Source organism: Pseudarthrobacter enclensis (genome assembly GCF_001457025.1).
GTDB lineage: Bacteria > Actinomycetota > Actinomycetes > Actinomycetales > Micrococcaceae > Arthrobacter > Arthrobacter enclensis.
Map to the genome: position 1 here is coordinate 175,561 of NZ_KQ758605.1, position 26,582 is coordinate 202,142.

The window sequence follows — 26,582 nt, forward strand, 5'->3', positions numbered from 1 at the left end:
ACATAACGGGCCCCTAAAGTCAGCAGTTCCGGGGCTTCCGGCGGCGAACCGGGGCCAGGCATGCCGCGGCCCCGGAACACATCACCCGGCGAGCGGCTGCCTGCGCTCCAGCAGGCCGCTGAGGACGGCGACGCCGAAGCCAAGAACGGCGAGGACGGCACCCACCAGGGCCGGCGCCACGTAGCCCCAGCCCCAGGCAATGACCAGCCCGCCGAGGAAGGCCCCGAGGGCGTTAGCGACGTTGAGTGCCGCGTGGTTCAGGGACGAGGCGAGCGACGGCGCATCGGGCGAGGCATCCAGCAGGCGGGTCTGGAGGGCGGGGATCAGCATGGAGCCGGAAGCGCCCACGACGAACACCATCAGCAGGGCGGACCAGGGCCAGTGCACTGCAACCGCGTAAATGACCAGGGCGGCGGCGATGGCCGGCAGCACCTTGTACAGGGTGCCCATGACGGACTTGTCCGCGATCCGGCCGCCCACGATGTTTCCGGCCACCATGCCCAGGCCGTACAGGGCCACGACAACGGGGATCAGCGACGACGGGATCCCCGCCACCACGGTCATGGTGTGGGCAATGTAGGTGTAGGTGGCAAAGAACCCGCCAAAGCCCACCACGCCGATGAGGATGGCCAGCCACACCTGAAGGCGCTTCAGGGCACCGAGCTCACGGCGGATACTGGCGTCAGGGTGGGCTTCCTGGAACGGGACGAACCGCCACACCAGGGCCAGGGTCAACAGCCCGATGAGGCCCACTAGGACAAACAGCAGCCGCCAGCCGTAAGTCTGACCCAGCCACGTGGCAAACGGCACCCCCACGACGTTGGAGATGCTCAGTCCCGCCATGACCATCGAGATGGCCCAGCCCCGGCGGGTGGCCGGCACCAGCGAAGCGGCGATCACGGCCGCTACGCCGAAGAACGCACCGTGCGGAAGGCCGGCGGCGAAGCGCGACACGAGCATGGTGCCGTAGTCCGGGGCCACGAACGAGGACAGGTTGGCCACGGTGAAGAAGACCATCAGGCCCAGGGCCAGGCTCTTGCGGGGGAGCCGTGCGCCGACGGCGGCCAGCAGGGGTGCGCCCACCACCACGCCCAGTGCGTAGGCTGAAATCAGGTGCCCCGCCTCCGGGGTGCTGATGTTGAGGCCCTGCTCCACCTCCTTGAGCAGTCCCATCATGGTGAATTCGGTGACGCCGATGCCCACGCCGCCCATGGCCAGCGCCAGGATTGCCAGGCCCAGGTTGCGCGACGTCATGGGGGCCGCTGTGGACGTGGTGGTGGCGCTGCTCATAAGCCTGCTTCCGGGGTGGACTGCTGATGGAAATACGCATGCCACGGCGGTGGGGCTGCTGGACCGGCAAAGCGCAGGCCCGGAACACGTCAACGGGACGAGGAGGAAGAGTATTCCCGGCGGGCCGGACTCCCCGGGTACCGGGGCCGGTGTTCCCATTGTCCCCCATAGACTGGACCGGTGACTGAACTGATACAGGTGGTGGGTGGTGCGGTGCTCGACAGCCTGGAGCAGCCGTCCACGTTGCTGGTTGCCCGGCGCAGTGCCCCGGAGAAGCTGGCGGGACTGTGGGAGTTCCCCGGCGGCAAGGTGGAACCCGGTGAGGAACCTGAAGCTGCCCTTCGCCGGGAACTGCTGGAGGAGCTCGGCGTCGAAGTGCGCCTGGGAGCGGAACTTCCGGGCGGTGGACCTGCCGGGTGGCCGCTGAACGGGCGCGCCGCCATGAGGGTCTGGTTTGCCGAAGTCACCCAGGGCCGGCCGCGGCCCCTGGAGGACCATGACCAGCTGAGCTGGGTCCCGTTGGATGATCCGGACGCCGTGATGGCCCTTCCCTGGATTCCGGCCGACTTCCCGATCGTGCGGGCACTGCTTGCCTCGCTGGCCGTCCCTGCCGAACGGCACTGATCACGAGCCGTTCTGATAAGAACGGACCTGACCACACGGCCAGGCACCAGCCGCACTGGAGACCAGGCCCGCGCTGGAAACCAGGCCGGGCCGAAGCCGGCCCGGCCTAGAACAGGGCTTGCTGCGCGCCCGCGGCGCTGTCCGGCCCAACAGCCGGGCCGTGTCCGGCCCGTGTTTCGGGAATGATCCCTGCCGGGTACTCGGCCTCTTCATCGCGGGGATCGAGATCCCGGTGGCTGAACCCCGAAGTGTGGGCAAAACCGTGCCGGGCTTTGAAATAGCGCACCTTGGCCGCCAGCCACGCCCGGTACTCCTTGGAAGCATAGGAGCCCGTACCGTAAAGGCGCCGGTAGCGGCCGGCCAGTTCAGGGTGGCGGGCGGCGATCCATTGCATGAACCATTCACGCGTGCCCGGCTTGAGGTAGAGGGCGCCCGCGCTGACGCCCGTGGCGCCTGCCGCCGCCAGTGAACCGAACAGTGCGTCCAGGGCTTCGTCGCTGTCCGACAGCCAGGGCAGGATGGGCATCGCCATCACGCCGCAGGGCAGGCCTGCCTCCCGCAGCCGGGTGATGAGCCGGAGCCTTGCACGCGGACCCGGGGTGCCCGGCTCGATGGCCTCGGACAAGGTTTCGTTGGTCATGGCCAGGGAAATGCCCAGTCCCACCGGGACCTGCGCCGCCGCACTTTTCAGCAACGGGATGTCCCGCGACAGCAGGGTCCCCTTCGTGAGGATGGACAGGGGAGTGCCGGACTCCGCCAGGGCGGTGATGATGCCGGGCATCAGCCGGTACCTGCCCTCGGCCCGCTGGTAGGGGTCGGTGTTGGTGCCCAGCGCCACCTGCGGACGCTTCCAGGACGGTTTGGCCAGTTCCTTGCGGAGGACCTCGGCGGCGTTGACCTTCACCACCACCTGGCTGTCAAAGTCCAGCCCGGAATCGAAGTCCAGGTAGGTGTGGCTCTTGCGGGCAAAGCAGTACACGCACGCGTGGCTGCAGCCGCGGTAGGGATTCACTGTCCACTCGAAAGGCATCCGGGACCCGGCAGGCACCCTGTTCAACACGGACTTGGCAGTGACCTCGTGGAAGGTGATGCCGGCAAATTCCGGGGTGGTGACGGAGCGGACCAGCCCGGCCAGCGGAAGGAGCGCCGGGGCGGGAGCTGAGCCGTCCCCGGGTGCCTGCACCAGTGCCTGCGCGTCCCATCTCATGCATCTATTCGAAAACATGTTCGAATGGAAGTCAAGGCGGCGGGCGCTCAGTCCGCCAGCAACTCCCACACCACGGTGACCGAGGCGTCCACGCGGGATTCCCCGGGTTCGACGGGCATGGCCTCCACGGCGGCCGCCCGCTGGATGCCGGCGAAGGGAATGGGTGCCTGGCCGGCGGGGAGCTCCGCAACGGAGAGGACATTGCCCAAAGTGGCGGACGCCAGTTCTGCATACTGTGCTGCGGCGGCCCTGGCATCCTCCCAGGCGGCCGCGCGGGCCCGTTCCTTCACGCCTGCCGGATCGGAGACCGTAAAGGCAAGGCCGTTCAGCCGGACGTCGTCGCCGCCTGCAGTGACCGCGGCCGACACTGTCCGGGGAACCGCCGCCATGTCGCGCAGCCGCACCACCAGGGTTCCGGAGGTAACGTATCCGACGACGCGCTGGCCCTCGCCCTCGCGCCAGGCCAGGACCGCCCTGACCCCAAGTCCGGCCGTCTGGAGGTCCGCCGGTGCCACTCCCTGGCGGCGGAAGGCGTCAGTGACAGCGGCCATGGCCGCTCCGGCAGAGGAGTAGGCGGCGTCCACCGATGGCCCCCTGCTTTCGACGCCGATGGTTACCATCGCCACGTCCGGCGCCGTTTCCGCCCAGCCGGTTCCGGTGGCGGACACGGTGCCGTGCCCGCGGCCGGCGTTCGGGTTGCCTGTGGTCATGACCATGCCCTGCTTCCGCTCAGTGGATAGCCTCCGGCCGCCAGCCCGGCCCGCCGCTCGAACACATTCCCCGTGCCAGGGTTGCCCGTCCGCAGCACCGACCAGCCCGCAGCCAGCAGGTACAGCGGGATGAACGGAAGGCCGAGGCACCAGGCGTACTGGGTGCAATGCTTCTCCTCGTGCCGGAGCAGCTGCGGCCGGTCCAGGAGGCGCTCCGCCGTGCAGCGGCACAGCACCACGTTGCCCAGGGTGAAGGCGCCCGCCACGGGAAGCCGCCACCGGTAGCCGGAGGCAATGAGCATTCCCCGGGGCCCGCGCCGCAGCCGGGTCCGTGCGGCCGCCGCCACGGCAACGCCGAACAGGGTGCTGCCGTTGGCCAGGTTCGCCGCCAGCCGGGCCCGTTGCCCGGCCGTCAGCCGCTGCCTCGAAGTCATGAGGCCATGGTAGCCGGAGCGTTCTACTAGACTGGAGGGCAGTGGCTGCCGGATACCCGGCTTGCCCTGCCCTGGTCATTGAATGTGCTGGATCACCGAACCGCATCCACGGGCATTCATCCATGACCTGCCAGTGACGGACGCGCCGCCGGGAAACCCGGCTGCCCGCCGCCGGCAGCCAACGAACTCGTAGCTAAGAACAGTAGATGACTGAAACTTTGCCGGGCGCCGCCATTCCGAATCCCACGGATGAAGCCGCCATCAACGCCGCTGTAGACCAGGCCGTCGCCGCCATTGCCGGCGCGGCTACCCTCGATGAGCTGAAGGCGGTGAGGCTGGCCCATTCCGGCGAGAAGTCTCCGCTCAGCCTCGCCAACCGGGAAATCGGCAAGCTGCCGAAAGACCAGAAGGCTGTCGCCGGAAAACTCATGGGTGCGTCCCGCGGCCGGGTCAACAAGGCGCTCGCCGAGCGTACCGCCGTGCTGGAAGCGGAAAACGACGCCCGCATCCTCCTCGAGGAGACCGTGGACGTCACGGCGGCTCCGCGCCGCCGTCGTGCCGGCGCCCGGCACCCGCTCTCCACGCTCCAGGACCGTGTGGCGGACATCTTCGTGGGCATGGGCTGGGAAATTGCCGAGGGCCCGGAAGTGGAATCCGAATGGTTCAACTTCGACGCGCTGAACTTCAAGCCGGACCACCCGGCCCGCGAGATGCAGGACACCTTCTTCGTGGAGCCCCCTGAAGCCCACCTGCTGATGCGCACCCACACCTCTCCGGTGCAGGTCCGCTCCATGCTGGAGCGCGAGGTGCCCATCTACGTGCTGTGCCCCGGCAAGGTGTTCCGCACCGACGAACTCGATGCCACCCACACCCCGGTGTTCCACCAGTTCGAAGGCCTGGCCATCGACAGGAACCTCAGCATGGCCGACCTGCGCGGCACCCTGGAGCACTTCGCCCGGCAGATGTTTGGCGAGGAGGCCCAAATCCGGCTGCGCCCCAACTACTTCCCCTTCACCGAGCCCTCCGCTGAGCTGGACATCTTCCACCCCGGCGCCAAGGGCGGCCCGGCCTGGATCGAGTGGGGCGGCTGCGGCATGGTCAACCCCAACGTCCTCCGGGCGGCCGGCATCGACCCGGACGTCTATTCAGGTTTTGCCTTCGGCATGGGCATTGAGCGCACCCTCATGTTCCGCAATGAGGTCAGCGACATGCGGGACATGATCGAAGGCGATGTACGTTTCAGCGAGCACTTCGGGATGGAGATCTAACAGTGCGTATCCCACTTTCCTGGCTGCGTGAGTTCGCAGAGGTACCGGCCGGCGCCACGGCCGAGGACGTCATGGAAGAACTGGTCAAGGTCGGCTTCGAGGAGGAGGACGTCCACCGTCCCACCGATGCCCTGCAGGGCCCCATCGTGGTGGGCCAGGTCCTGGGCCTGGTCAAGGAGCCGCAGACCAACGGCAAGACCATCAACTGGTGCCAGGTCCGGGTTGTCCCCGAGGGGCAGGAACAAACCCTGACCGGCAAGGGCATCGACCCCTCCGGCGTGCAGGGCATCATCTGCGGTGCCCACAACTTCGTGGAAGGCGACAAGGTGGTGGTCACCCTTCCGGGCGCCGTCCTGCCCGGGAATTTCCAGATCTCCGCACGCAAGACCTACGGCCACCTCTCGGCGGGCATGATCGCCTCCGTGCGCGAACTGGGGATCGGCGAAGACCACGACGGCATCCTGGTGCTGTCCCGGATCGGGCTGGACCCCGAGCTGGGAACGGACGCCATGGAGCTGCTGGGCCTGTACGACCAGGCCGCCGAAATCAACGTCACCCCGGACCGCGGCTACGCGTTCTCCATCCGCGGCGTGGCCCGCGAATACGCCCACGCCACCGGCACCGCCTTCACCGACCCTGCCGGCAAGGTCCAGGCCCCGGCGGAGCTCTCCGGCGGCTACGGCGTCAAGCTCAACGACGACGCACCCATCTACGGCAAGCCCGGCTGCGACCGTTTCGTGGCGCGCACCGTCCGCGGCGTTGACCCGTCCCGGCCCACCCCGCAGTGGATGGTGTCCCGGCTCCGGCTGGCCGGCATCCGCTCCATCTCCCTGCCGGTCGATATCTCCAACTACGTCATGCTCGAGCTCGGCCAGCCCACGCACTGCTACGACCTGGACAAACTGTCCGGCGACATCGTGGTGCGCCGGGCCGCACCCGGTGAGAAAATCACCACCCTGGATGACAAGGAACGCACACTCGACGCCGAGGACCTCCTCATCACCGACGACTCCGGCGCCATCGGCATCGCCGGCGTGATGGGCGGGGCGGCCACTGAGGTGGGCGGCACGACGTCCAACATCCTGGTGGAGGCCGCGCACTTCGACGAGGTATCCATCGGCCGCTCCCGCCGCCGGCACAAGCTGCCCTCCGAAGCCTCCAAGCGCTTCGAGCGGGGCGTGGACTGGCACGTGGCGGGCATCGCCGCGCAGCGCGTCGTGGACCTCCTGGTGGAGCTGGGCGGCGGCCTGGCCGACGAAGCGGGAACCGACGTCGGCACCGCCCCGGAGACCGTCACCATCGACCTGCCGGCCGGCTTCGCGGCCGCCCGCATCGGCATCGACTTCACTGAAGAGCAGGTCACTACCTCCCTGGAGGACCTCGGTGCGACGGTGGAGAAGCACGACGGCGGCTGGACGGTCACAGCGCCCAGCTGGCGCCACGACCTGGAGACCAAGGAAGACCTGTCCGAGGAAATCGCGCGGCTGGTGGGCTACGACAAGATCCCCGCCACGCTGCCCGTGGCGCCTCCCGGCCGCGGCCTGACCCGCGTCCAGCAGCAGCGCCGCCGCCTGATCCAGGCCCTGGCCGACGCCGGCCTGACCGAGGTGCTGTCCTACCCGTTCGTGTCCAAGGCTGCCAACGACACCTTTGGCGTGGCCGAACACGGCGCGGAGCGCAGCGCGGTCAAGCTGGCCAACCCCATCAGCGAGGAGCAGGGCTTCCTGCGCACCTCCATCCTGCCCGGGCTGATCGAGGTGGCCAAGCGCAACCACTCACGCGGTTTCCGCGACCTGGCACTGTTCGAATCCGGACTGGTGTTCCTCCCGGAAGGCACCGCAGGCACGGACTCGATCCCGCCGCTGGGCGCCCGGCCGGACGCTGAGGTGCTGGATGCGCTGTACGAAGGCGTCCCGGCCCAGCCGTTCCACCTCGCTGCCGTCCTGACCGGCCACGATTCCCCGGCTGCCGCAGCGCACACGCCGCGGCCGTGGGACTGGGCAGACGCTCTGGACATTGCGCGCCTTGCCGGCGACGTCCTGGGCGTGGACCTCGTGGTCAGCCAGGGAAGCCACCAGGCGTTCCACCCCGGCCGCGCCGCGCGGCTGTCCCTCCGCACCGGAGAGACGGTGGGCTTCGCGGGCGAACTGCACCCCAAGCTGCTCGCGTCCTCGGACATGCCCGCCCGTACGGTTGCCCTGGAAATCAACGCCGACGCCCTGTTCGACGCCGCTCCGGACGTCATCGTGGCACGCCACATCTCCACGTTCCCGGTGGCCACCCAGGATGTGGCCCTGGTGGTTCCGGCCGACGTCCCCGCGGACGACGTGCTCGCCGCCCTGCGTGAGGGCGCCGGTGGACTGCTGGAAGATGTCGCCCTCTTCGACGTCTATGCGGGCAAGGGCATCGAGGACGGCAAGAAGTCATTGGCCTTCGGCCTGCGTTTCCGCGCCGCGGACCGCACCCTGACGGCAGACGAAGCCTCGGCCGCGCGCGAAACCGCCGTGGCACTGGCCGCCGAGCGGTTCGGCGCGGTCCAGCGGTAACCAGCGGACAAACCGGCGTGAAAAGTCCCCGCAGCATTCCTTGCTGCGGGGACTTCCCTGTCCCGGTGCCTGCTAGGGGACCAGCAGCACCTTGCCCGTGGTTTTGCGGCCTTCGAGGTCCCGGTGCGCCTGGGCAGCCTGGGACAGCGGGTAGCGGGCTCCGATGCGCACCTTCAGGCTGCCGTCGGCTGCGGCTGCAAAGACCTCGTCGGAACGCCAGCGGCGCTCCGCCGCGTCCCGCAGGTAGTGCCCCATGGTGGGGCGGGTCAGGAACAGCGATCCGCCGGCGTTGAGCCGCTGTGGGTCGACCGGCGGCACGGGGCCGGACGCGGCGCCGAACAGCACCAGCATGCCGCGGATCCGGAGGGCTTCCAGCGAGCCGTCGAACGTGTCCTTGCCGACGCCGTCGAACACCACGTCCGCGCCGGCACCGCCGGTGATCTCCCGCACCCGTGCAGCGAAGCCGTCATAGCGCAGCACGTGGTCTGCGCCCGCTCCGCGGGCCAACTGTTCTTTTTCGTCGGTGGAAACCGTGGTGATGACCTCGGCGCCGCGGGCCTTGAGCAGCTGGATCAGGAGCAGTCCCACGCCGCCGGCGCCGGCGTGCAGCAGGACCGTGTGGCCAGGTTCGACCTTGAACGTCGAGTTCATCAGGTAATGCGCCGTCATGCCCTGCAACGGAAGGGCCGCCGCCGTGAAATCGTCCAGGCCGTCGGGAACGGGCAGCGCCGCGTCCTCTTCCACCAGGGCGTACTCGGCGTAGCAGCTGAGGCCTTCCGCCGTGGCCACACGGTCGCCCGCGGCGAAAGCGGTGACGCCGTCTCCCACTGCCTCCACAGTGCCCGCGGCCTCGCCGCCGGGGATGAAGGGATAGGGAACCTTATAGACACCGCCGCGTTTGTAGGTGTCGATGAAGTTGACTCCGGCGGCGGCCACCTTGACCAGCAGCTGGCCCGGACCCGGTTCGGGCCGCGCAACCTCCGTGTACGCAAGGACTTCCGGTCCGCCTGCCTGCTGTGCAACGATTGCGTGCGTCATCGCTTTCCTCCCCGGTTCCGGCCTATCCGTTCCGGGACCATCCTAGGGACAGTTCCCGAAAGCAGGCATCTATGCATAACTATCGGTTTGTATGCATAACTATTGCTGTATAGTCGGACCATGACTATTTCTGTAGCAGTGTCCGGAGCCAGCGGCTACGCCGGCGGGGAAGTCCTCCGCCTCCTGGCCGGACACCCGGACGTCACGATCGGTGCCATCACCGCCCACAGCAACGCGGGGTCCCGGCTTGGCGAGCTGCAGCCACACCTGCACGGGTTGGCCAGCCGCATCCTTGAGGACACCACGGTCGAAAACCTCTCCGGCCATGACGTCGTCTTCCTCGCCCTGCCGCACGGCGCCTCCGCCGAAATTGCCGCACAGCTGCCGGAGGGCACCGTAGTCATCGACGCCGGCGCAGACCACCGGCTCGAGGACCCGGCAGCCTGGGAAAAGTTCTACGGCTCAGCCCACGCCGGCACCTGGCCTTACGGACTCCCGGAGCTGCCCGGCCAGCGCGAAGCCCTCAAGGGCGCTACCCGCATCGCCGTACCCGGCTGCTACCCCACCTCGTCCCTGCTCGCCCTCACGCCCGGGTTCGCGGCGAACCTCCTGCAGCCCGACGACGTCGTCATCGTCTCTGCGTCCGGCACCTCCGGCGCGGGCAAGGCTGCCAAGGTGAACCTGATCGGTTCCGAAGTCATGGGCACCATGAGCCCGTACGGCGTGGGCGGCGGACACCGCCACACCCCGGAAATCGAACAGGGCCTCTCCAACGCGGCCGGTGAACAGGTGACCGTCTCGTTCACGCCCACCCTGGCGCCGATGAGCCGCGGCATCCTCACCACGGCAACAGCCAAGGTTAAAGCAGGCACAACGGCGGAGCAGCTGCGCCAGGCCTGGGCGGACGCGTACGACGACGAGCCGTTCGTCCACCTCCTTCCCGAAGGCCAGTGGCCCACCACCAAATCCGTCCAGGGTTCCAACCATGCCGCCATGCAGCTGGCCTTCGACGCCCACACCGGCCGGGTGATCGTCACCTGCGTGATCGACAACCTCACCAAGGGCACCGCAGGCGGCGCCGTCCAGTCCATGAACATCGCACTCGGCCTGCAGGAAACCGCCGGCCTCAACCTGCAGGGAGTAGCCCCGTGACCATCACCGCACCGCAGGGATTCCGCGCCGCCGGCGTGACAGCCGGCCTGAAGGCCTCCGGAAAGCCGGACCTGGCCCTCGTGGTCAACGACGGCCCGTCCAAGGCCGCCGCCGCCGTCTTCACCAGCAACCGCGTGGCCGCCGCCCCCGTCCACTGGTCACGGCAGGTGGTTTCCGACGGCCGCGTAGACGCGGTGGTCCTCAACTCCGGCGGAGCCAACGCCTGCACCGGACCCACCGGCTTCCAGAACACCCACAGCACCGCCGAGAAAGTGGCGGAGGTGCTGAAGATTTCGGCGACGGACGTCTTTGTCTGCTCCACGGGCCTCATCGGCGAACAGCTGCCCATGGAAAAGATCCTCCCCGGCGTTGAAGCCGCGGCTGCCGCCCTCAGCACCGAAGGCGGTCCGGATGCCGGCAACGCCATCATGACCACGGACAGCGTGCCCAAGTCCGCGCTGTTCATCGGCACCGACGCCGACGGCCAGGAGTTCAGCATCGGCGGGATCGCCAAGGGTGCAGGCATGCTGGCGCCCGGCCTGGCCACCATGCTGGTGGTCCTCACCACTGACGCCGACGTCCAGCCGGAAATGCTCGACGTCGTCCTCCGCGACGCCACCCGCGTCACCTTCGACCGCGCCGACTCCGACGGCTGCATGTCCACCAACGACACCGTGGTCCTGCTCGCCTCCGGCGCGTCCGGCGCGGTTCCCTCCGCCGAAGCCTTCGGCGCCGGGCTGACCCAGGTCTGTGCCGAACTCGCCCGGAAGCTGATTGCCGACGCCGAGGGTGCCAGCCACGACATCGCCATCCGCACGTTCAACGCCGCCAGCGAAGCCGACGCCGAAACGGTCAGCCGGTCAGTGGCCAGGTCCAACCTGTTCAAGGCAGCCATCTTCGGCAAGGACCCCAACTGGGGCCGCGTCCTCTCCGCCGTAGGAACCACCGACGCCGCGTTCGAAGCGGACAAGCTGAACGTGGCCATGAACGGCGTCCAGATTTGCCGCAACGGCAGCATCGGCGACGACCGCGCCCTCGTAGACCTCGAACCGCGCGAAGTCCTGGTGGAAATCGACCTGCAGGCCGGCGACGCCGAAGCCACCATCTGGACCAACGACCTCACCCACGACTACGTGCACGAAAACAGCGCCTACTCGAGCTAGCGTGCCGCCCATTGCCAACAGCGGCACGTTTGCCACCATTTGCGGAAGAGACAGCATGAACACCCAGACGCGTGAGACCACCAGCATGTCAGACGCCCAGGACAAGGCAGCCACCCTCATCGAGGCGCTGCCCTGGATCCAGCGGTTCGCCGGCACCACCATGGTGATCAAGTACGGCGGCAACGCGATGGTCAACGACGAGCTGCGGCGCGCGTTCGCCGAGGACATCGTCTTCCTGCACCACGTGGGCATCCACCCCGTGGTGGTCCACGGCGGCGGCCCGCAGATCAACTCCATGCTGGGCCGGCTCGGCATCGAGTCGGAGTTCAAGGGCGGCCTGCGCGTCACCACGCCCGAGGCCATGGACGTGGTCCGGATGGTCCTCACCGGCCAGGTGGGACGTGAGCTGGTGGGCCTGATCAACTCCCACGGCCCCTACGCCGTCGGCATGTCCGGCGAAGACGGCGGCCTCCTGCGCGCCGTCCGCACCGGGACCGTGGTGGACGGGCAGGACGTGGACCTGGGGCTCGTGGGCGAGGTGGTCGGCGTCGACCCCGCCGGCATCGTGGACATCCTCGACGCCGGGCGCATCCCGGTGATTTCCACCGTTGCCCCGGAAATCGTCGACGGCGGCGACGGAGTTCCCGGGGCCGCCCGCTTCCAGCCCACTGGCCAGGTCCTGAACGTCAATGCGGACACCGCGGCTGCCGCCGTCGCCTCCGCGCTGGGCGCCTCCAAACTGGTCATCCTGACCGACGTCGAAGGCCTCTACGCCAACTGGCCGGACAAGTCCTCCCTGATCTCCTCGCTCACCGCATCCGAGCTGAGGGACATGCTGCCCCGGCTCGAGTCCGGCATGATCCCCAAGATGGCAGCGTGCCTGAAGGCCATCGACGAAGGCGTGGAACGCGCGCACATTGTGGACGGGCGCCTGGCCCACTCCATGCTTCTGGAAACATTTACGACGGCGGGCATCGGCACCCAGGTGGTCCCGGACGAGGAGACAAACGCATGAACAAGCACAGCGCGGTGGTTGAGCCCGCAACCCCCGTTTCCGAACTGGTCGAAACCACCGGCCACGCCGGGTCTGAATGGCTCTCCCGCTACTCCTCCTCGCTGATGGGGGTGTTCGGCGCACCGCAGCGGGTCCTGGTGCGCGGCGCCGGCTGCCTGGTGTGGGACGCCGACGGCAAGGAATACCTGGACCTGCTGGGCGGCATTGCCGTCAATGCCCTGGGCCACGCCCACCCCTTCGTCACGTCGGTCATTGCAAGCCAGCTGGCCACCCTGGGCCACGTGTCCAACTTCTTCACCAGCCCCACCCAGGTGGCCCTGGCCGAAAAGCTGCTGGAACTCACGCAGGCGCCGGCCGGATCCAAGGTGTTCTTCAGCAACTCCGGCACCGAAGCGAACGAGGCCGCCTTCAAGCTGGCGCGCCGCAACACCGGAACCGGCGACACCAAGCGGACCAAAATCATCGCGCTCGAAGGAGCGTTCCACGGCCGGACCATGGGCGCGCTCGCACTGACAGCCAAAGAGGCGTACCGGACCCCGTTCGAGCCGCTGCCCGGCGGCGTGGTGCACATTCCCTTCGGCGACGTCGAAGCGCTCAAGGCAGCTGTTGACGAGACTGTTGCAGCAGTGTTCCTGGAGCCCATCCAGGGGGAGGCCGGAGTGCGCCCACTGCCGCCCGGCTACCTGAAGGCTGCCCGCGAGCTGACCGCCCGCACGGGTGCGCTGCTCATCCTGGACGAGGTCCAGACCGGCATCGGCCGTACCGGCAAATGGCTTGCCAGCGAGGACGCCGGCATCATGCCCGACGCCGTCACGCTGGCCAAGGGCCTGGGCGGCGGGTTCCCGATCGGCGCCCTGGTCACCTTCGGCGCGGAGACGTCGTCGCTCCTGTCCGCCGGCCAGCACGGCACCACCTTCGGCGGCAATCCGGTGGCGACCGCGGCTGCACTTGCCACCCTGCACGCGCTGGAAAACCAGCACGTGCTCGCGAACGCTTCCGCCGTGGGGGAGCACCTGCGCTCAGCCCTGGCTGGCATCGCCGGCGTGACCGGGGTACGGGGCGAAGGCCTGCTGATCGGCTTCGACCTCGACGCCGACGTTGCGCCCGCCGTCGTGCAGGCAGCCCTGGACGCCGGCTTCATCGTCAACAGCCCCGGCCCGCGCACCATCCGCCTGGCCCCGCCGCTGATCCTCACCACGGCCCAGGCCGACACCTTCCTCGACGCCTTCCCGGCAATCCTCCAAACAGCTAAGGACGCCCAGTGACCGCAGCAACCACCCGGCACTTCCTCAAGGACACGGACCTCACTCCCGCCGAGCAGGCCGAGGTGCTGGAGCTCGCCGCCCGCATGAAAGCCGCGCCGTACAGCGTCCAGCCGTACGCCGCCCCCGGCAACGGACGCAAGACCGTGGCCGTCATCTTCGACAAGACCTCCACCCGCACCCGGGTCTCCTTTGCCACCGGCATCGCCGACATGGGCGGCAACGCCCTGATCATCAACCCGGGCGAGGCCCAGATCGGCCACAAGGAATCCGTGGAGGACACCGCCAAGGTCCTCGAACGCATGGTGTCCACCATCGTGTGGCGGACCGGAGCGCACGCTGGCCTGGTGGCCATGGCGGAAAACTCCAGGGTCCCGGTCATCAACGCACTGTGCGACGACTACCATCCCTGCCAGCTGCTGGCCGACCTGCTGGCCGTCAAGGAACACAAGGGCGAACTCAACGGCCTTACCATGAGCTACCTGGGCGACGCCGCCAACAACATGGCCAACTCCTACCTGCTGGCAGGCGTCACCGCCGGGATGCACGTCCGCATCGCAGGGCCGGAAGGCTACCTCCCCGCCGCGGAGATCGTGGCGGCAGCCGAGGAACGCGCAGCCGAAACCGGCGGCTCGGTACTCATCACCACGGATGCCAAGGAAGCCCTGCAAGGTGCCGACGTCGTGGCCACGGACACCTGGGTGTCCATGGGGCAGGAAGCCGAAAAGGAAGCCCGGCTGCAGCTGTTCCGCGACTACTCCGTGGATGAGTCCGCCCTGGCACTTGCCGCGGATGACGCCGTCGTGCTCCACTGCCTTCCCGCCTACCGCGGCTACGAAATCTCCGCCGGTGTCATCGACGGCCCGCAATCCATCGTCTGGGACGAGGCCGAAAACCGGCTGCACGCGCAGAAGGCCCTGATGGCCTGGCTGATGCACCGCTCCGGCCTGGCGTTCGTCGAGGGACTTTCCCCGGTTGAAGGCACAGGGGAGAGCACGTTCTAGTGTCCACCACCCCCTCGGTGCCGGGGTCCAGCCCCGCCACCAAAACTGCCCGGCAGGCACGCATCACCGCCATCCTCACCGGCCAGTCGGTAAGGTCCCAGGCGGAGCTCGCGGCACTGCTGGCGGACGACGGCGTCCAGGTCACCCAGGCGACCCTGTCGCGTGACCTGGTGGAACTGGGGGCCGTCCGGGTCCGCGGCAAGGAAGGCGCCCTGGTCTACGCCGTCCCGGCCGAGGGCGGCGAGCGGGCAGCCCGCAGCGGCGTCAGCCAGGAAATCCTCGATGCCCGCCTTGCCCGGCTCTGCAGCGAACTGCTGGTCACGGCCGAAGCATCGGCCAACCTGGTGGTCCTGCGCACCCCGCCGGGCGCCGCGAACTTCCTGGCCCTGGCCATCGACCACTCGGTGATGCCGTCCATCCTGGGCACCATCGCCGGTGACGATACTGTCCTGCTGGTCTCCCGCGACCCGCTGGGCGGACCGGACCTCGCAGCCCGCTTCCTGCAACTGGCCGAGGAAGCCGGGCAATAAGCTTGAAGACAATCACCCCAACCAACCCCAACAAGGAGCATCTGAAGTGACTGAACGCATTGTGCTTGCCTACTCCGGCGGCCTGGACACGTCCGTAGCCATCGGCTGGATCGGTGAAGCCACCGGTGCCGAGGTCATCGCCGTGGCGGTCGACGTCGGACAGGGCGGCGAGTCCCTCGAAACCATCCGCCAGCGTGCCCTCGGCTGCGGCGCCGTCGAAGCCTACGTTGCCGACGCCCGCGACGAATTCGCCAACGAATACGCCATGCCCACCCTGAAGGCCAACGCCCTCTACCAGGGCCACTACCCGCTGGTGTCCGCCATCTCCCGCCCGGTCATCGTCAAGCACCTGGTCAAGGCCGCCCGCGAATTCGGCGCCACCACCGTTGCCCACGGCTGCACCGGCAAGGGCAACGACCAGGTCCGCTTCGAAGTAGGCATCCAGACCCTCGGCCCGGACCTGAAGTGCATTGCACCCGTCCGTGACCTCGCGCTCACCCGCGACAAGGCCATCGCCTTCGCCGAGGAAAAGGGCCTGCCGATCGAGACCACCAAGAAAAACCCGTACTCGATCGACCAGAACGTCTGGGGACGCGCCGTCGAAACCGGCTACCTCGAGGACATCTGGAACGCCCCCACCAAGGACATCTACGACTACACCGCCACGCCGGAATTCCCGCCGGCACCGGACGAGGTGACCATCTCCTTCCAGGCCGGCGTGCCGGTAGCGATCGACGGCGTCAAGGTCACCCCGCTGCAGGCCATCCAGGAACTGAACCGCCGCGCCGGCGCCCAGGGCGTGGGCCGGATCGACGTCGTCGAGGACCGCCTCGTGGGCATCAAGTCCCGCGAAATCTACGAGGCCCCGGGTGCCATGGCCCTGATCACCGCCCACAAGCACCTCGAGGACATCACCATCGAGCGCGAGCAGGCCCGCTTCAAGGCAACAGTCGGCCAGCGCTGGGCCGAGCTGGTCTACGACGGACAGTGGTTCTCGCCGCTGAAGCGCTCCCTGGACGCCTTCATCGAGGACACCCAGAAGTACGTCTCCGGCGACATCCGCATGGTCCTCCACGGCGGCCAGGCCGTCGTCAACGGCCGCCGCTCGGACACCTCGCTCTACGACTTTGACCTCGCCACCTACGACACCGGCGACACCTTCGACCAGTCGATGGCCCGCGGCTTCATCGAGCTGTGGGGCATGTCCTCCAAGGTCGCCTCCGGCCGCGACCTGCGGGTCGCAGGGGAGTAGTCCCTGTGGCTGAGCAGAAAACCGCAACGAACGAGGGCGCGTTGTGGGGCGGCCGGTTCGCCGGCGGCCCCGCTGACGCCCTGGCGGCGCTGAGCAAGTCCACGCACTTCGACTGGCGGCTGGCCCGCTACGACATCGCCGGCTCCAAGGCGCACGCCCGCGTGCTGCACAAGGCCGGACTGCTGGATGACGCCGAGCTCGAGGGCATGCTCGCCGCGCTCACGCAGCTGGACGAGGACGTGGCCTCCGGCGCGTACCTGCCGGCCGAGTCCGACGAGGACGTGCACGGTTCCCTGGAACGCGGGCTGATCGAGCGCGCCGGCCCCCAACTGGGCGGCAAGCTCCGCGCCGGCCGTTCACGCAACGACCAGGTGGCAACCTTGGGCCGGATGTTCCTCCGGGACCACGCCCGGATCATCGCCCGCGGCGTCCTGGCCACCATCGATGCGCTGGTGGAACAGGCGAAGGCACACCAGGGCGTGGCCATGCCCGGCCGTACGCACCTGCAGCACGCCCAGCCGGTCCTGCTCAGCCACCACCTGCTGGCCCACGCCTGGCCGTTGCTGCGCGACCTGCAGCGGCTCCAGGACTGGGACAAGCGGGCCGGTGTCTCGCCGTACGGTTCGGGCGCCCTTGCCGGTTCGTCCCTGGGACTGGACCCGGAGGCAGTGGCCGCGGACCTCGGGTTCTTCTCCGCGGCGCACAACTCGATCGACGGCACCGCCGCCCGCGATGTCTTCGCCGAGTTCGCCTGGGTCTGCTCCATGATCGGCGTGGACTTGTCCCGGATCTCCGAGGAAGTCATCTTCTGGGCCACCAAGGAGTTCTCCTTCGTCACGCTGCATGACTCGTACTCCACGGGGTCCTCGATCATGCCGCAGAAGAAGAACCCGGACGTTGCCGAGCTGGCCCGCGGCAAGGCAGGGCGCCTCATCGGCAACCTGACCGGGCTGCTGGCCACGCTCAAGGGCCTGCCGCTGGCGTACAACCGCGACCTGCAGGAGGACAAGGAACCGGTGTTCGATGCCGCCGACACCCTGGAGCTGCTGCTCCCTGCCGTGTCCGGCATGATCGCCACGCTGACGTTCAACACCGAACGGATGGAGTCGCTGGCCCCGCAGGGCTTCGCGCTGGCCACGGACATCGCCGAATGGCTGGTCCGCCAGGGCGTGCCGTTCCGCGAGGCGCATGAGCTGTCCGGCGCTGCCGTCAAGCAGGCCGAGTCCCGCGGCGTGGAACTCTGGGACCTGACGGACGAAGAATACGCCGCCATCTCGGAGCACCTCACCCCGGAGGTCCGCACGGTCCTTTCCACCGAGGGGTCGCTGAACAGCCGCAACTCCCAGGGTGGAACTGCGCCGGCTGCCGTCGAACGCCAGCTGGCAGCCCTCGAAAGCGAGCTCGCTGGCGTGCGGGAGTACGCGGGGCAGTAGCCCTTGGTTTCGACAAGCTCAACCACCACCGCTGGTTGAGCTTGTCGAAACCTCCTCCCGGCTACCATGGCGCCATGAGCGAAACCTTCCGCAGATTCCTTCGCACCCTCCCGGACTTCCCGGACAACCTCCCCGGGTTCGACCCGGACAAGGCGCCCAGGGAACCCGCGGAACTCTTCAAACAGTGGCTGGATGAGGCCCTCGCTGCGGGCACGCAGCAGCCGCACGCCTTCAGCCTGGCCACGGTCGGTGAGGATCCCGACGGCGGGCCGCAGCCGTCGTCGCGCATGCTCATCCTCAAGAACATCGACGACGACGGCTGGCACTTCGCCACGTCCCGCACCTCACGGAAGGGGCAGGAACTTGCGGAATCGCCGCGGGCGGCAATGAACTTCTACTGGCCCGGCCTGGGCCGCCAGGTCCGCGTGGCGGGCACGGTCGCGGAACTGTCCGCCGCAGCCTCTGCCGTTGACTGGCATGAGCGGCCCCGTGCCGATGGCAGCGACAACCCGGACTGGCAGCTGTATGCGCTGCAGCCCGTGGAGTATGAGTTCTGGCAGGGCAGCAACGACGGCCGGCACGTCCGTCACAGGCTGGACCGGAACGGGAACCCCACGGGCTAGGATGAGCGCCATGACAGATCCTGCCCCCGAGAACCTGCTCGCCGCACTCCACGCAGCGGCCGGCGCCGTCACCACCGACGTCGCCAAGCTCACCGACGAGGACGTCAAGGCACCCTCAGCGCTGCCCGGCTGGACGCGCGGGCATGTCCTGGCACACCTGGCCGGCATCGCCAACGCGATGGCCCGCCAGCTCGAATACGCGGCCCGAGGTGAGACCGTGGAGCTGTACGACGGCGGCATGGACGGCCGGAACCGGGCCATCGACATGGCGGCCGGGCACGATGCCGCAACCCACCAGGCTGACGTGGCAGCCGCCGTTGCCCGTGCCCTGCACGCCTTCGACACGCTGCCCGGGGTCAAGGATTCGGCGGCGAACAGGACCGGCTGGTGGGCCCCGATCGCCTACCGCGGCGGTGTGGTGCTCGACGGCGGGCTGGCGCTGTGGCGCGAACTCACCATCCACAACGCCGACCTGCTGACCGGCCGGGGCCCGGAAACCTGGAGCCGGGAGTTCTGTGAACACCTCTTCACGTTCCTCGAACCGCGCGTCCGGCCCGGCGACAGGCTGGTCCTGCAGTCGCTCGGCCTTCCGCCGGTCGCCTTGGGCAGCGGACACCGGTCGATTGTGATCAACGGGATGCTGACCGATATCGCCGCCTGGCTTGCCGGACGCGAACCGACCCTCGGCAGCCTCCGGGCGTCCGCCGACGCCGACGGCACGGACCTCCCGGACCTGCTGCCCTGGCCCTCGGCAACGCCGAACCCTCAATAGCGCACCGCTGCCCTATCACTTTTGGTCCCTAAACCGGGGTTTTAGGGACCAAAAGTGATAGAGCAAACCGGGCGCGGAAGCTGTGTCAGGCGGCCTCGCGCTCCAGCAGGCTTTCCTTGATCCGCAGGCCCCAGCGGAACCCGCCCAGGCTGCCGTCCGTCCGGATCACCCGATGGCAGGGGACGAACAGCGCGGCAGCATTGAACGCGCACGCGCTGGCCGCCGCCCGGACGGCCTTCGGGTTGCCGGCAAGGGCCGCGTATTCGGTGTAGGTCACCGGGAACCCCGGCTTGACCTGCCGCAGGACGTCCCAGGCATGGGCGCGGAAAGGGCCGGAGCGCTGCAGCACCGGCACCGCCATCGCCGGTTCCGGGTCGCCGCTGTAGAAGGCGTCGACGGCGGCCGATATGCCCGGGAGTCCGGTCACCTCCTGCAGGGACTCGGGCAGCAGGCCGGGATGGATCTGTCCCGTCAGTTCCCCGGGACCGGCAGTCCAGCCCGAGGCCAGCACCATGCCGTCCCTGGCGATGATGGTGAACGGGCCGTCGGGGGTGGACATCTGAAGCAGCTGGGCTGTCATGGCATCACTTTCGCGGGATCGGATGGCGTCGGACGGCGGGACTGCGCGGCCTGCGCCGCCGCCTGCCAGAGGTGCATGGTGGCGTAGGAGCGCCAGGGGCTGACTTCCCTGAAGTCAGGGCCGGCGGTGCCTCCGGTGCCGGCCCCGCCGGGAGCGAGTGCGCGGATACCGTTCCGGACCGCGGCGTCATTGGCCAGGAAGATGTCCGGTGCGCCCAGGACCCGCATGGCCACGTAGCCCACTGTCCAGGGGCCGACGCCGGGCAGCGGCAGGAGCGCCGCGGACAAGCCCGGCAGATCGTCGCCATAGCCGAAGTCGAGCTCGCCGTCGGCCATGGCTGTCGCGGCGTGCAGCAGCGATTCCGTTCGACGGCGGGGACCGCGGAGCAGGTGCCCTGCCGCGGCTATCTCGGCCGGCGTGGGGAACATGCGGTCCAGCCCGTCACCGGGGGCGGTGCTGGGACTGCCCGCGGCGGCCAGCTGGGTCAGGGCCGTCCGGGCCGCCGCCACGGTGATCTGCTGGCCGACCATGGCACGGACCAGCAGTTCCTGCGGGTCCAGAGCCCCCGGCAGTCTGATGCCCGGCGCCTCGCCCACTGCTTTGGCGAGGCGGGAGTCAGCGGCCAGGGTGCCGTCGATCGCTTCGGGATCGGCGTCCAGGTCGAACAGCCGGCGGACCCGGCTGAGCAGCGCCGGCAGGTCGCGCAGGTCCACCGCGCCGACGGTGAGCGTGAGCGGCCGTCCCCGGGCGCCGCCGTCGTACGCCACCGTGAAGCGGGCGTCGCCGTGCGGCAGCCTTAGGGTGCGGGCGTAGGAGGTGGTGGTCCCGGCCTCGATGCCGGGGATGGCCCGGACCGCCAGGAAAGTGAAGATCCCGGGGTCGAATGGCTCCCGGTAGGGCAGGCCCAGGGTGAGGGCGGTGCTGCCGGCCGCTGCCCGGCCGTGCCGTGCGGTGGCGCGCAGGGCCGTGGGCGTCATGGCGAAGACCTCGGCCACGGTCTCGTTGAACTGGCGGACGCTGCTGAAGCCGGCGGCAAACGCGATGTCGGCGAGCTTCATCGGCGTGGACACCAGGAGGGTGCGCGCGGTCTGGGCGCGGCCGGCCCGGGCCAGTGACAGGGGACCGGCGCCCAGTTCCTGGGTCAGGATCCGGTTCAGCTGCCGCGCGGAGTAGCCCAGCCGGGATGCCAGGCCCTCGACGCCGTCGCGGTTGATCACCCCGTCGTTGATCAGCCGCATGGCACGGCCGGCCACGTCCTGCCGGATGTTCCAGGCAGGAGTCCCGGGCACGGCCTCCGGGAGGCAGCGCTTGCAGGCGCGGTAGCCGGCGTCGTGCGCGGCCGCGGAGGTTTCGTAGAACGTCACGTTTGCGGCCTTCGGGGTCCGTGCCGGGCAGGACGGCCTGCAATAGATGCCGGTGGACCTGACCGCGGTGAAGAACTGCCCGTCGAAACGGGTGTCCCGGGCATCGATGGCCCGGTAGCGCTGCCAAAAGTCCATTCCTCCATCCTGCCAGCCGGCATCCGGCTGCACTAGCGGAAATCGGACATGTCCGTTGGTCCGCCGGGAGGCGCGGTTCCGGTATTTTCGGCGCACATGGGTAAGGTCTGGGCATGGATGTACCACCCGCCCCGGACGCGGAACAGCTGCGCGGAATCCTGTCCGGCGATGCCCGTGACCTTGCCCCGCAGCTGTTAGGCGCGGTGCTGAGGCACGAGTCCCGGGACGGTGCCGTGGCCGTGCGGCTCACCGAGGTGGAGGCCTATATGGGCCCGGAGGATTCGCTGCACCCGGACCCGGGCTCGCACACGTACCGCGGCCCCACCGCCCGCAACGCCCCCATGTTCGGTCCGCCCGGCCACCTGTACGTCTACTTCACCTATGGCATGCATCACTGCACCAACATCGTGTGCGGGCCGGCCGGCGCAGCGTCGGCGCTGCTGCTGCGCGCGGGGGAGGTGGTGGAGGGCGTTGAGCTTGCCCGGCTGCGGCGGCCGACGTCGAAACACCGGTCCGACCTCGCCAGCGGCCCCGCGCGGCTCGCCAAGGCATTGGGACTGACGACGGCGGACAGCGGCCGCGACGCACTCGCACCGCCTTTTGCGCTGGTACTTCCGCCCGGGCCGGCCGGCGACGTCAGCTCAGGTCCCCGCGTGGGCGTATCCGGCGCCGGGGGTTCGGAGGAGTATGCATGGCGCTTCTGGCTCACCGGCGACCCCACGGTGTCCCGCTACAAGCCTGCTGTGCAGCGGCCACGAAAGCACCGTCCTGCCCCCGCCCCGGGCACGGCCCGGTTTCACCAGCGTTAACGGAAATGGTTGTAGAATGGACGGTCTGTCTTTTGCGATAGGGGAACGTTAAATGCTCGACGCCGAATTGGCCCACGAACGGGAGTATGTAGCCGGACTGTATGCCCGGCTGGAAGAGCTTCGCGAGGAGAAGCGCCGGCAGTTGGCGCAGGTGCGCCGGGCCGGCGCCGTGGGCACCATGCAGAACGTTTCCGAACGGGACGCGTTTGCGGCACTGTACGAGGACCGCCTGGCCCAGCTGGACGCCGTCGACGACCGGCTGGTGTTTGGCCGCCTGGACCTGGACTCCGGCGACGCCCAGTACATCGGCCGCATCGGCCTCACCACCGAGGACCTGCAGCGGCTCATGGTGGACTGGCGTGCCCCGGAAGCAGGACACTTCTACCAGGCCACCGCGTTCGACCGGCAGGGCGTGCGCCGCCGCCGGCACCTGATCCTGCAGGGCAGGGAAGTGAAGGCCATCGAGGACGACGTGCTGGACGCCAGCATGCTGTCCGACGACGAATCGCTGCAGGGCGAAGGCGCCCTGCTGGCCGCGTTGAATTCCAAGCGCACCGGCCGGATGTCGGACATCGTGAGCACCATCCAGTCCGAACAGGACCGGATCATCCGCTCGTCCATCTCCGGCGCCCTGGTGGTGCAGGGCGGCCCGGGCACCGGCAAGACTGCCGTGGCGCTGCACCGCGCCGCCTACCTGCTGTACACCCACCGCGACCGGCTCAAGAGCGCGGGCGTGTTGCTGGTGGGCCCGTCGTCGTCGTTCATGAAATACATCGAACGCGTCCTGCCCTCGCTGGGCGAGACCGGCGTCGTCATGGCCAGCCTGGGGCGGCTCATGCCGGGCATCCAGGCAGTCCCCGAAACCGACCCCGACGTCGCCGCCATCAAGGGCCGGCTGGACATGGCGGAGATCGTGGCCAACGCCGTCTCCAACCGCCAGCGGATTCCCGAAGCCAACCGCATCCTCGAGGTTGACGGTCGGAAGCTGACCCTCACCCCGAGGCAGGTGCGCCGCGCCCGCGAACGGGCCCGCTCCACCGGCAAGCCGCACAACGAGGCCCGGGTGACGTTCGTCAAGATCCTGCTCCGCGAGCTGACGGAGCAGCTGACCGAAAAGATCGAGGCGGACAACATCGGCAACAACGCCGACCGCTCATACCTGGCCGAGGACGTGCGCACCGCCAGGGACGTCCGGATTGCGCTGAACCTGTGCTGGATGCCCATGACGCCGGAGAAGCTGATTTCCGAGCTGTTCAGCAAGCCCGCCATCCTGGAGTTCTGCACCCCGAACCTGACCCCGGCCCAGCGCGCGCTGCTCCAGCGGCCGGCCGATGCGCCCTGGACCGAAGCTGACGTGCCGCTGCTGGACGAGGCAGCGGAACTGCTCGGCGAACTGGATCCCGCCGCCGGCCGCGGCCTGGCCCAGCAGGAGCACGACCGTGCCCGCGACCTCGCCAACGCCAAGCAGACCCTGGTCAACATGCAGGCGGCAGGCGTCGATCCGCTGATGTCTGCGGAGGAACTCGCGGAGCAGAACCGCGAACAGGAAGCCCGGCAAACGGCCGCGGAGCGTGCCACCAGCGACCGCACCTGGGCCTTTGGGCACATCGTGGTGGATGAGGCGCAGGAGCTCTCGCCCATGCAGTGGCGGCTGCTGGTGCGGCGCTGCCCGCTGAAATCCTTCACCATCGTGGGGGACATCGCCCAGACCAGCTCCGTGGCCGGTGCCAACTCGTGGCAGGGTGCGCTGGCCCCGATGTTCGGTGACCGGTGGCAGTTGGAGGAGCTGACCGTCAACTACCGCACGCCATCCCAGATCGCCGAAGCCGCCGTGCGCATGGCCAACGCGGCGGGACTGGTGGTGTCCGCGCCCAAGGCGGTCCGCGAGGGCCGCTGGTCGCCGGTCATCGACGAGGTGGACGACGGCGCCGTGGTCAGCCGCCTGCTGGAGGTCCTTCCGGAGGAACTGGAAGCGCTCGACGGCGGCCTGCTCGCCGTCATCGCCGACGGCGACCTGCTGCCGGCTGCCGCGTCCGCGCTCCGCAAGGCGTACGGGCACCGCGTCGGTTCCGGTGCGGGCAGCTACGAGCAGGACATCGTGGTCATCAGTCCCCGGGAAGCGAAGGGCCTGGAATTCGACGGCGTCGTAGTCCTGGAACCGTCCACCATGCTCAACCACGAGCACGGGAAGGTGGGTGACCTCTACGTCGCCATGACGCGTCCCACGCAGCGCCTGCGGCTGATCGCCGCCCAGCCGGTGCCCGCCGGCATCGTCCGCTGATCAGGGCACTCCGATACTGCTAACTTAGAAGGCGTGCCTGACATCAACAGCCTCGAAACGCAACAGAACGACCCCACTTTTGCCAACATCTGGCAGGAGCTGAAATGGCGTGGCCTGGTCCACGTCTCCACCGACGAAGCTGAGCTGGAAAAGCTCCTCGCCGACGGGCCGGTCACGTACTATTGCGGTTTCGATCCCACCGCGCCGAGCCTGCACCTGGGCAACCTCGTCCAGCTGCTGGTCATGCGCCGGCTGCAGCTCGCCGGCCACAGGCCTCTGGGCCTGGTGGGCGGTTCCACCGGCATGATCGGTGATCCGCGGCCGACGGCGGAACGCACCTTGAACACCAAGGACACCGTTGCGGAATGGGTGGGATACCTCCAGGCCCAGGTCCGCCGCTTCCTCAGCTTCGAGGGGGAGAACGCCGCGCAGATGGTGAACAACCTGGACTGGACGGCTCCGCTGAGCGCCATCGACTTCCTCCGGGAAGTGGGTAAGCACTTCCGCGTCGGAACCATGCTGCGCAAGGACGCCGTGGCGTCGCGCCTGAACTCCGACGAAGGCATCAGCTACACGGAGTTCAGCTACCAGATCCTGCAGGGCATGGACTACCTGCAGCTGTACCGCGACTACGGCTGCATGCTGCAGACCGGCGGCTCGGACCAGTGGGGCAACCTCACCAGCGGAACTGAACTGATCCGCAAGGTGGAGGGCAAGAGCGTCCACGCCCTGGGGACGCCGCTGATCACCAACGCGGACGGCACCAAGTTCGGCAAGAGCGAGGGCAACGCCATCTGGCTCGACGCCGGCATGTGCAGCCCGTACGCCTTCTACCAGTTCTGGCTCAACACGGCTGACGCCGACGTCGTGGACCGGCTCAAGGTTTTCACTTTCCTGACGCGGGCGCAGATCGAGGAGATCGCCCAGGCTGTGGCGGAGCGACCCTTCGCCCGGGAAGGCCAGCGGAAGCTCGCCTTCGAAGTGACCGCGCTGGTCCACGGTGTTGAGGCAACGGAGAAGGTCATTGCGGCGTCGGCTGCACTGTTCGGCAACGGCGATCTCGCTGCGCTGGACAAGCCGACCCTCCAGGCAGCTACCTCCGAACTTCCCTCCGCCACCGTGCAGGTGGACGCGTTGGGGATTGTGGACCTGCTGGTGGCGTCCGGCCTTTCCGAGAGCAAGTCGGCAGCACGCCGCACTGTCGGAGAGGGCGGCGCCTACGTGAACAACGAGAAGGTGCTCGATCCCGAGGCCGTCATCTCCGAATCCGAACTGCTGCACGGACAATACCTGCTGCTCCGCCGTGGCAAGAAGAACCTGGCCACCGTGGAAGTCCTGGTCCCGTAGCCGGGCGGCGGACCCTACCACCTGCACGCCACTCGGCAGCCGATTTGCGCGGCTGCGGAGGGGCGTGTATTGTTTTCTGAGTCGCCGCCGCTGAGTGGTGACAAACTCCCAACAAATATTGAGAAGCGGTTCTCAAACATGCTCCGCATGGATTGACGAAAAGCTTCACTTTTTGCTGGGTGGATTTCATTCCACTGGGTGAATTCCGGGAAAACAGCCGGATTTGCAAAAGTGAAATCGAATGAAATAAGCTTGAAACATCGCAGCGAAGAAATACGAAACGGAAATTCATTGCTAAATGAATTGTTTCGGGAATATTCGAATGTGTCTGTTGTTTGAGAACTCAATAGTGTGCCAAGTTTGTTGATACCGATTATGTATGTAATTGGTTGAATGTGCTGTGCCGCCACCCCGTGGTGTGCATGGTGTTTTTGGCTGGTTTCAAATTTTGTGCAGCCTGGTTCCGCGTTGTTTCCGTGGTTCTTGGTTGTGTCTGTTTGTTTTCAACGGAGAGTTTGATCCTGGCTCAGGATGAACGCTGGCGGCGTGCTTAACACATGCAAGTCGAACGATGAAGGGAGCTTGCTCCTGGATTAGTGGCGAACGGGTGAGTAACACGTGAGTAACCTGCCCTTGACTCTGGGATAAGCCTGGGAAACTGGGTCTAATACCGGATATGACCTTCCATCGCATGGTGGTTGGTGGAAAGCTTTTGTGGTTTTGGATGGACTCGCGGCCTATCA

24 protein-coding genes and 1 rRNA gene are annotated in these 26,582 nt (G+C 68.2%); 17 read left to right on the plus strand and 8 right to left on the minus strand.

What is annotated here, in order from left to right; all coding sequences use genetic code 11:
- Positions 1-81: 81 nt before the first annotated feature.
- A complete protein-coding gene (locus AS031_RS16245) occupies positions 82-1,290 on the minus strand; it encodes an MFS transporter (protein ID WP_058269194.1) in 1,209 nt (402 codons plus the stop codon).
- Positions 1,291-1,470: 180 nt separating this feature from the next.
- Between AS031_RS16245 and AS031_RS16250 the strand changes: the two genes are divergently transcribed.
- Positions 1,471-1,914, plus strand: coding sequence for a (deoxy)nucleoside triphosphate pyrophosphohydrolase (locus AS031_RS16250; RefSeq protein ID WP_058269195.1), 444 nt, complete (start codon positions 1,471-1,473; stop codon positions 1,912-1,914).
- Between the two features lie 106 nt (positions 1,915-2,020).
- Here AS031_RS16250 and AS031_RS16255 read toward each other — a convergent pair whose 3' ends face one another.
- Genes AS031_RS16255 through AS031_RS16265 form a run of 3 tightly spaced genes read right to left on the minus strand, consistent with a single transcriptional unit; the run spans position 2,021 to position 4,265 of the window.
- Positions 2,021-3,121 carry an Rv2578c family radical SAM protein gene (locus AS031_RS16255; protein WP_058269196.1) on the minus strand — a complete coding sequence of 367 codons (1,101 nt, stop codon included), beginning with the start codon at positions 3,119-3,121 and terminating at the stop codon, positions 2,021-2,023.
- Positions 3,122-3,168: 47 nt separating this feature from the next.
- Complete coding sequence (locus AS031_RS16260; protein WP_058269228.1) at positions 3,169-3,831, minus strand: SIMPL domain-containing protein; 663 nt, start codon at positions 3,829-3,831, stop codon at positions 3,169-3,171.
- On the minus strand, positions 3,828-4,265 hold the full coding sequence (locus AS031_RS16265) for a hypothetical protein (protein ID WP_228379658.1): 438 nt from the start codon (positions 4,263-4,265) through the stop codon (positions 3,828-3,830). Before AS031_RS16265 ends, AS031_RS16260 begins: the two co-directional genes overlap by 4 nt.
- 206 nt (positions 4,266-4,471) lie before the next feature.
- Between AS031_RS16265 and pheS the strand changes: the two genes are divergently transcribed.
- The gene (gene pheS / locus AS031_RS16270) at positions 4,472-5,533 is read left to right on the plus strand and encodes a phenylalanine--tRNA ligase subunit alpha (protein WP_058269197.1); all 1,062 of its coding nucleotides are present in this window, start codon (positions 4,472-4,474) and stop codon (positions 5,531-5,533) included.
- A gap of 2 nt (positions 5,534-5,535) precedes the next feature.
- Entirely contained in the window at positions 5,536-8,079 is a 2,544-nt protein-coding gene (gene pheT / locus AS031_RS16275) for a phenylalanine--tRNA ligase subunit beta (protein WP_058269198.1), read from the plus strand.
- Positions 8,080-8,151: 72 nt separating this feature from the next.
- Here the strand turns inward: pheT and AS031_RS16280 are convergent, their stop codons facing one another.
- Positions 8,152-9,117, minus strand: coding sequence for a quinone oxidoreductase family protein (locus AS031_RS16280; RefSeq protein ID WP_058269199.1), 966 nt, complete (start codon positions 9,115-9,117; stop codon positions 8,152-8,154).
- Positions 9,118-9,237: 120 nt separating this feature from the next.
- Here AS031_RS16280 and argC point away from each other — a divergent pair, with 120 nt between their 5' ends.
- The 10 genes from argC (at position 9,238) to AS031_RS16330 (ending at position 19,323) form a co-directional block, all read left to right on the plus strand.
- On the plus strand, positions 9,238-10,269 hold the full coding sequence (gene argC / locus AS031_RS16285) for an N-acetyl-gamma-glutamyl-phosphate reductase (RefSeq protein WP_058269200.1): 1,032 nt from the start codon (positions 9,238-9,240) through the stop codon (positions 10,267-10,269).
- The gene (argJ, locus tag AS031_RS16290; protein ID WP_058269201.1) at positions 10,266-11,432 is read left to right on the plus strand and encodes a bifunctional glutamate N-acetyltransferase/amino-acid acetyltransferase ArgJ; all 1,167 of its coding nucleotides are present in this window, start codon (positions 10,266-10,268) and stop codon (positions 11,430-11,432) included. The genes argC and argJ overlap by 4 nt, the downstream gene beginning before the upstream one ends.
- 55 nt (positions 11,433-11,487) lie before the next feature.
- The gene (argB, locus tag AS031_RS16295; protein ID WP_058269202.1) at positions 11,488-12,447 is read left to right on the plus strand and encodes an acetylglutamate kinase; all 960 of its coding nucleotides are present in this window, start codon (positions 11,488-11,490) and stop codon (positions 12,445-12,447) included.
- Complete coding sequence (locus AS031_RS16300) at positions 12,444-13,712, plus strand: acetylornithine transaminase (protein WP_058269203.1); 1,269 nt, start codon at positions 12,444-12,446, stop codon at positions 13,710-13,712. Before argB ends, AS031_RS16300 begins: the two co-directional genes overlap by 4 nt.
- Positions 13,709-14,713: an ornithine carbamoyltransferase gene (argF, locus tag AS031_RS16305; protein WP_058269204.1), complete on the plus strand. Its 1,005-nt coding sequence runs from the start codon at positions 13,709-13,711 to the stop codon at positions 14,711-14,713. Before AS031_RS16300 ends, argF begins: the two co-directional genes overlap by 4 nt.
- Positions 14,713-15,243, plus strand: a complete 531-nt coding sequence (locus AS031_RS16310; RefSeq protein WP_058269205.1) for an arginine repressor — start codon at positions 14,713-14,715, stop codon at positions 15,241-15,243. Before argF ends, AS031_RS16310 begins: the two co-directional genes overlap by 1 nt.
- Positions 15,244-15,289: 46 nt before the next feature.
- Entirely contained in the window at positions 15,290-16,495 is a 1,206-nt protein-coding gene (locus AS031_RS16315) for an argininosuccinate synthase (protein WP_058269206.1), read from the plus strand.
- A gap of 5 nt (positions 16,496-16,500) precedes the next feature.
- On the plus strand, positions 16,501-17,928 hold the full coding sequence (gene argH, locus AS031_RS16320) for an argininosuccinate lyase (protein ID WP_058269207.1): 1,428 nt from the start codon (positions 16,501-16,503) through the stop codon (positions 17,926-17,928).
- Between the two features lie 74 nt (positions 17,929-18,002).
- The gene (locus AS031_RS16325; RefSeq protein WP_058269208.1) at positions 18,003-18,551 is read left to right on the plus strand and encodes a pyridoxine/pyridoxamine 5'-phosphate oxidase; all 549 of its coding nucleotides are present in this window, start codon (positions 18,003-18,005) and stop codon (positions 18,549-18,551) included.
- Positions 18,552-18,561: 10 nt separating this feature from the next.
- Entirely contained in the window at positions 18,562-19,323 is a 762-nt protein-coding gene (locus tag AS031_RS16330; protein ID WP_058269230.1) for a maleylpyruvate isomerase family mycothiol-dependent enzyme, read from the plus strand.
- Between the two features lie 85 nt (positions 19,324-19,408).
- Here AS031_RS16330 and AS031_RS16335 read toward each other — a convergent pair whose 3' ends face one another.
- Together AS031_RS16335 and AS031_RS16340 are read right to left on the minus strand one after the other, a co-directional pair.
- Positions 19,409-19,903 carry a methylated-DNA--[protein]-cysteine S-methyltransferase gene (locus AS031_RS16335; protein ID WP_058269209.1) on the minus strand — a complete coding sequence of 165 codons (495 nt, stop codon included), beginning with the start codon at positions 19,901-19,903 and terminating at the stop codon, positions 19,409-19,411.
- On the minus strand, positions 19,900-21,402 hold the full coding sequence (locus AS031_RS16340) for a DNA-3-methyladenine glycosylase 2 family protein (protein ID WP_058269210.1): 1,503 nt from the start codon (positions 21,400-21,402) through the stop codon (positions 19,900-19,902). The genes AS031_RS16335 and AS031_RS16340 overlap by 4 nt, the downstream gene beginning before the upstream one ends.
- A gap of 113 nt (positions 21,403-21,515) precedes the next feature.
- On the opposite strand from AS031_RS16340, the gene AS031_RS16345 reads away from it, so the two are divergent.
- The 3 genes from AS031_RS16345 to tyrS are packed head-to-tail and all read left to right on the plus strand — an operon-like array spanning position 21,516 to position 25,839.
- Positions 21,516-22,211 carry a DNA-3-methyladenine glycosylase gene (locus tag AS031_RS16345; protein ID WP_058269211.1) on the plus strand — a complete coding sequence of 232 codons (696 nt, stop codon included), beginning with the start codon at positions 21,516-21,518 and terminating at the stop codon, positions 22,209-22,211.
- 52 nt (positions 22,212-22,263) lie between these two features.
- Positions 22,264-24,492: a HelD family protein gene (locus AS031_RS16350; protein WP_058269212.1), complete on the plus strand. Its 2,229-nt coding sequence runs from the start codon at positions 22,264-22,266 to the stop codon at positions 24,490-24,492.
- Between the two features lie 33 nt (positions 24,493-24,525).
- Positions 24,526-25,839, plus strand: a complete 1,314-nt coding sequence (gene tyrS, locus AS031_RS16355; RefSeq protein WP_058269213.1) for a tyrosine--tRNA ligase — start codon at positions 24,526-24,528, stop codon at positions 25,837-25,839.
- 14 nt (positions 25,840-25,853) lie between these two features.
- Here the strand turns inward: tyrS and AS031_RS19870 are convergent, their stop codons facing one another.
- Complete coding sequence (locus AS031_RS19870) at positions 25,854-26,249, minus strand: hypothetical protein (RefSeq protein WP_141688852.1); 396 nt, start codon at positions 26,247-26,249, stop codon at positions 25,854-25,856.
- Positions 26,250-26,342: 93 nt separating this feature from the next.
- Here AS031_RS19870 and AS031_RS16360 point away from each other — a divergent pair.
- Positions 26,343-26,582, plus strand: a 16S ribosomal RNA gene (locus AS031_RS16360); the annotation flags it as partial.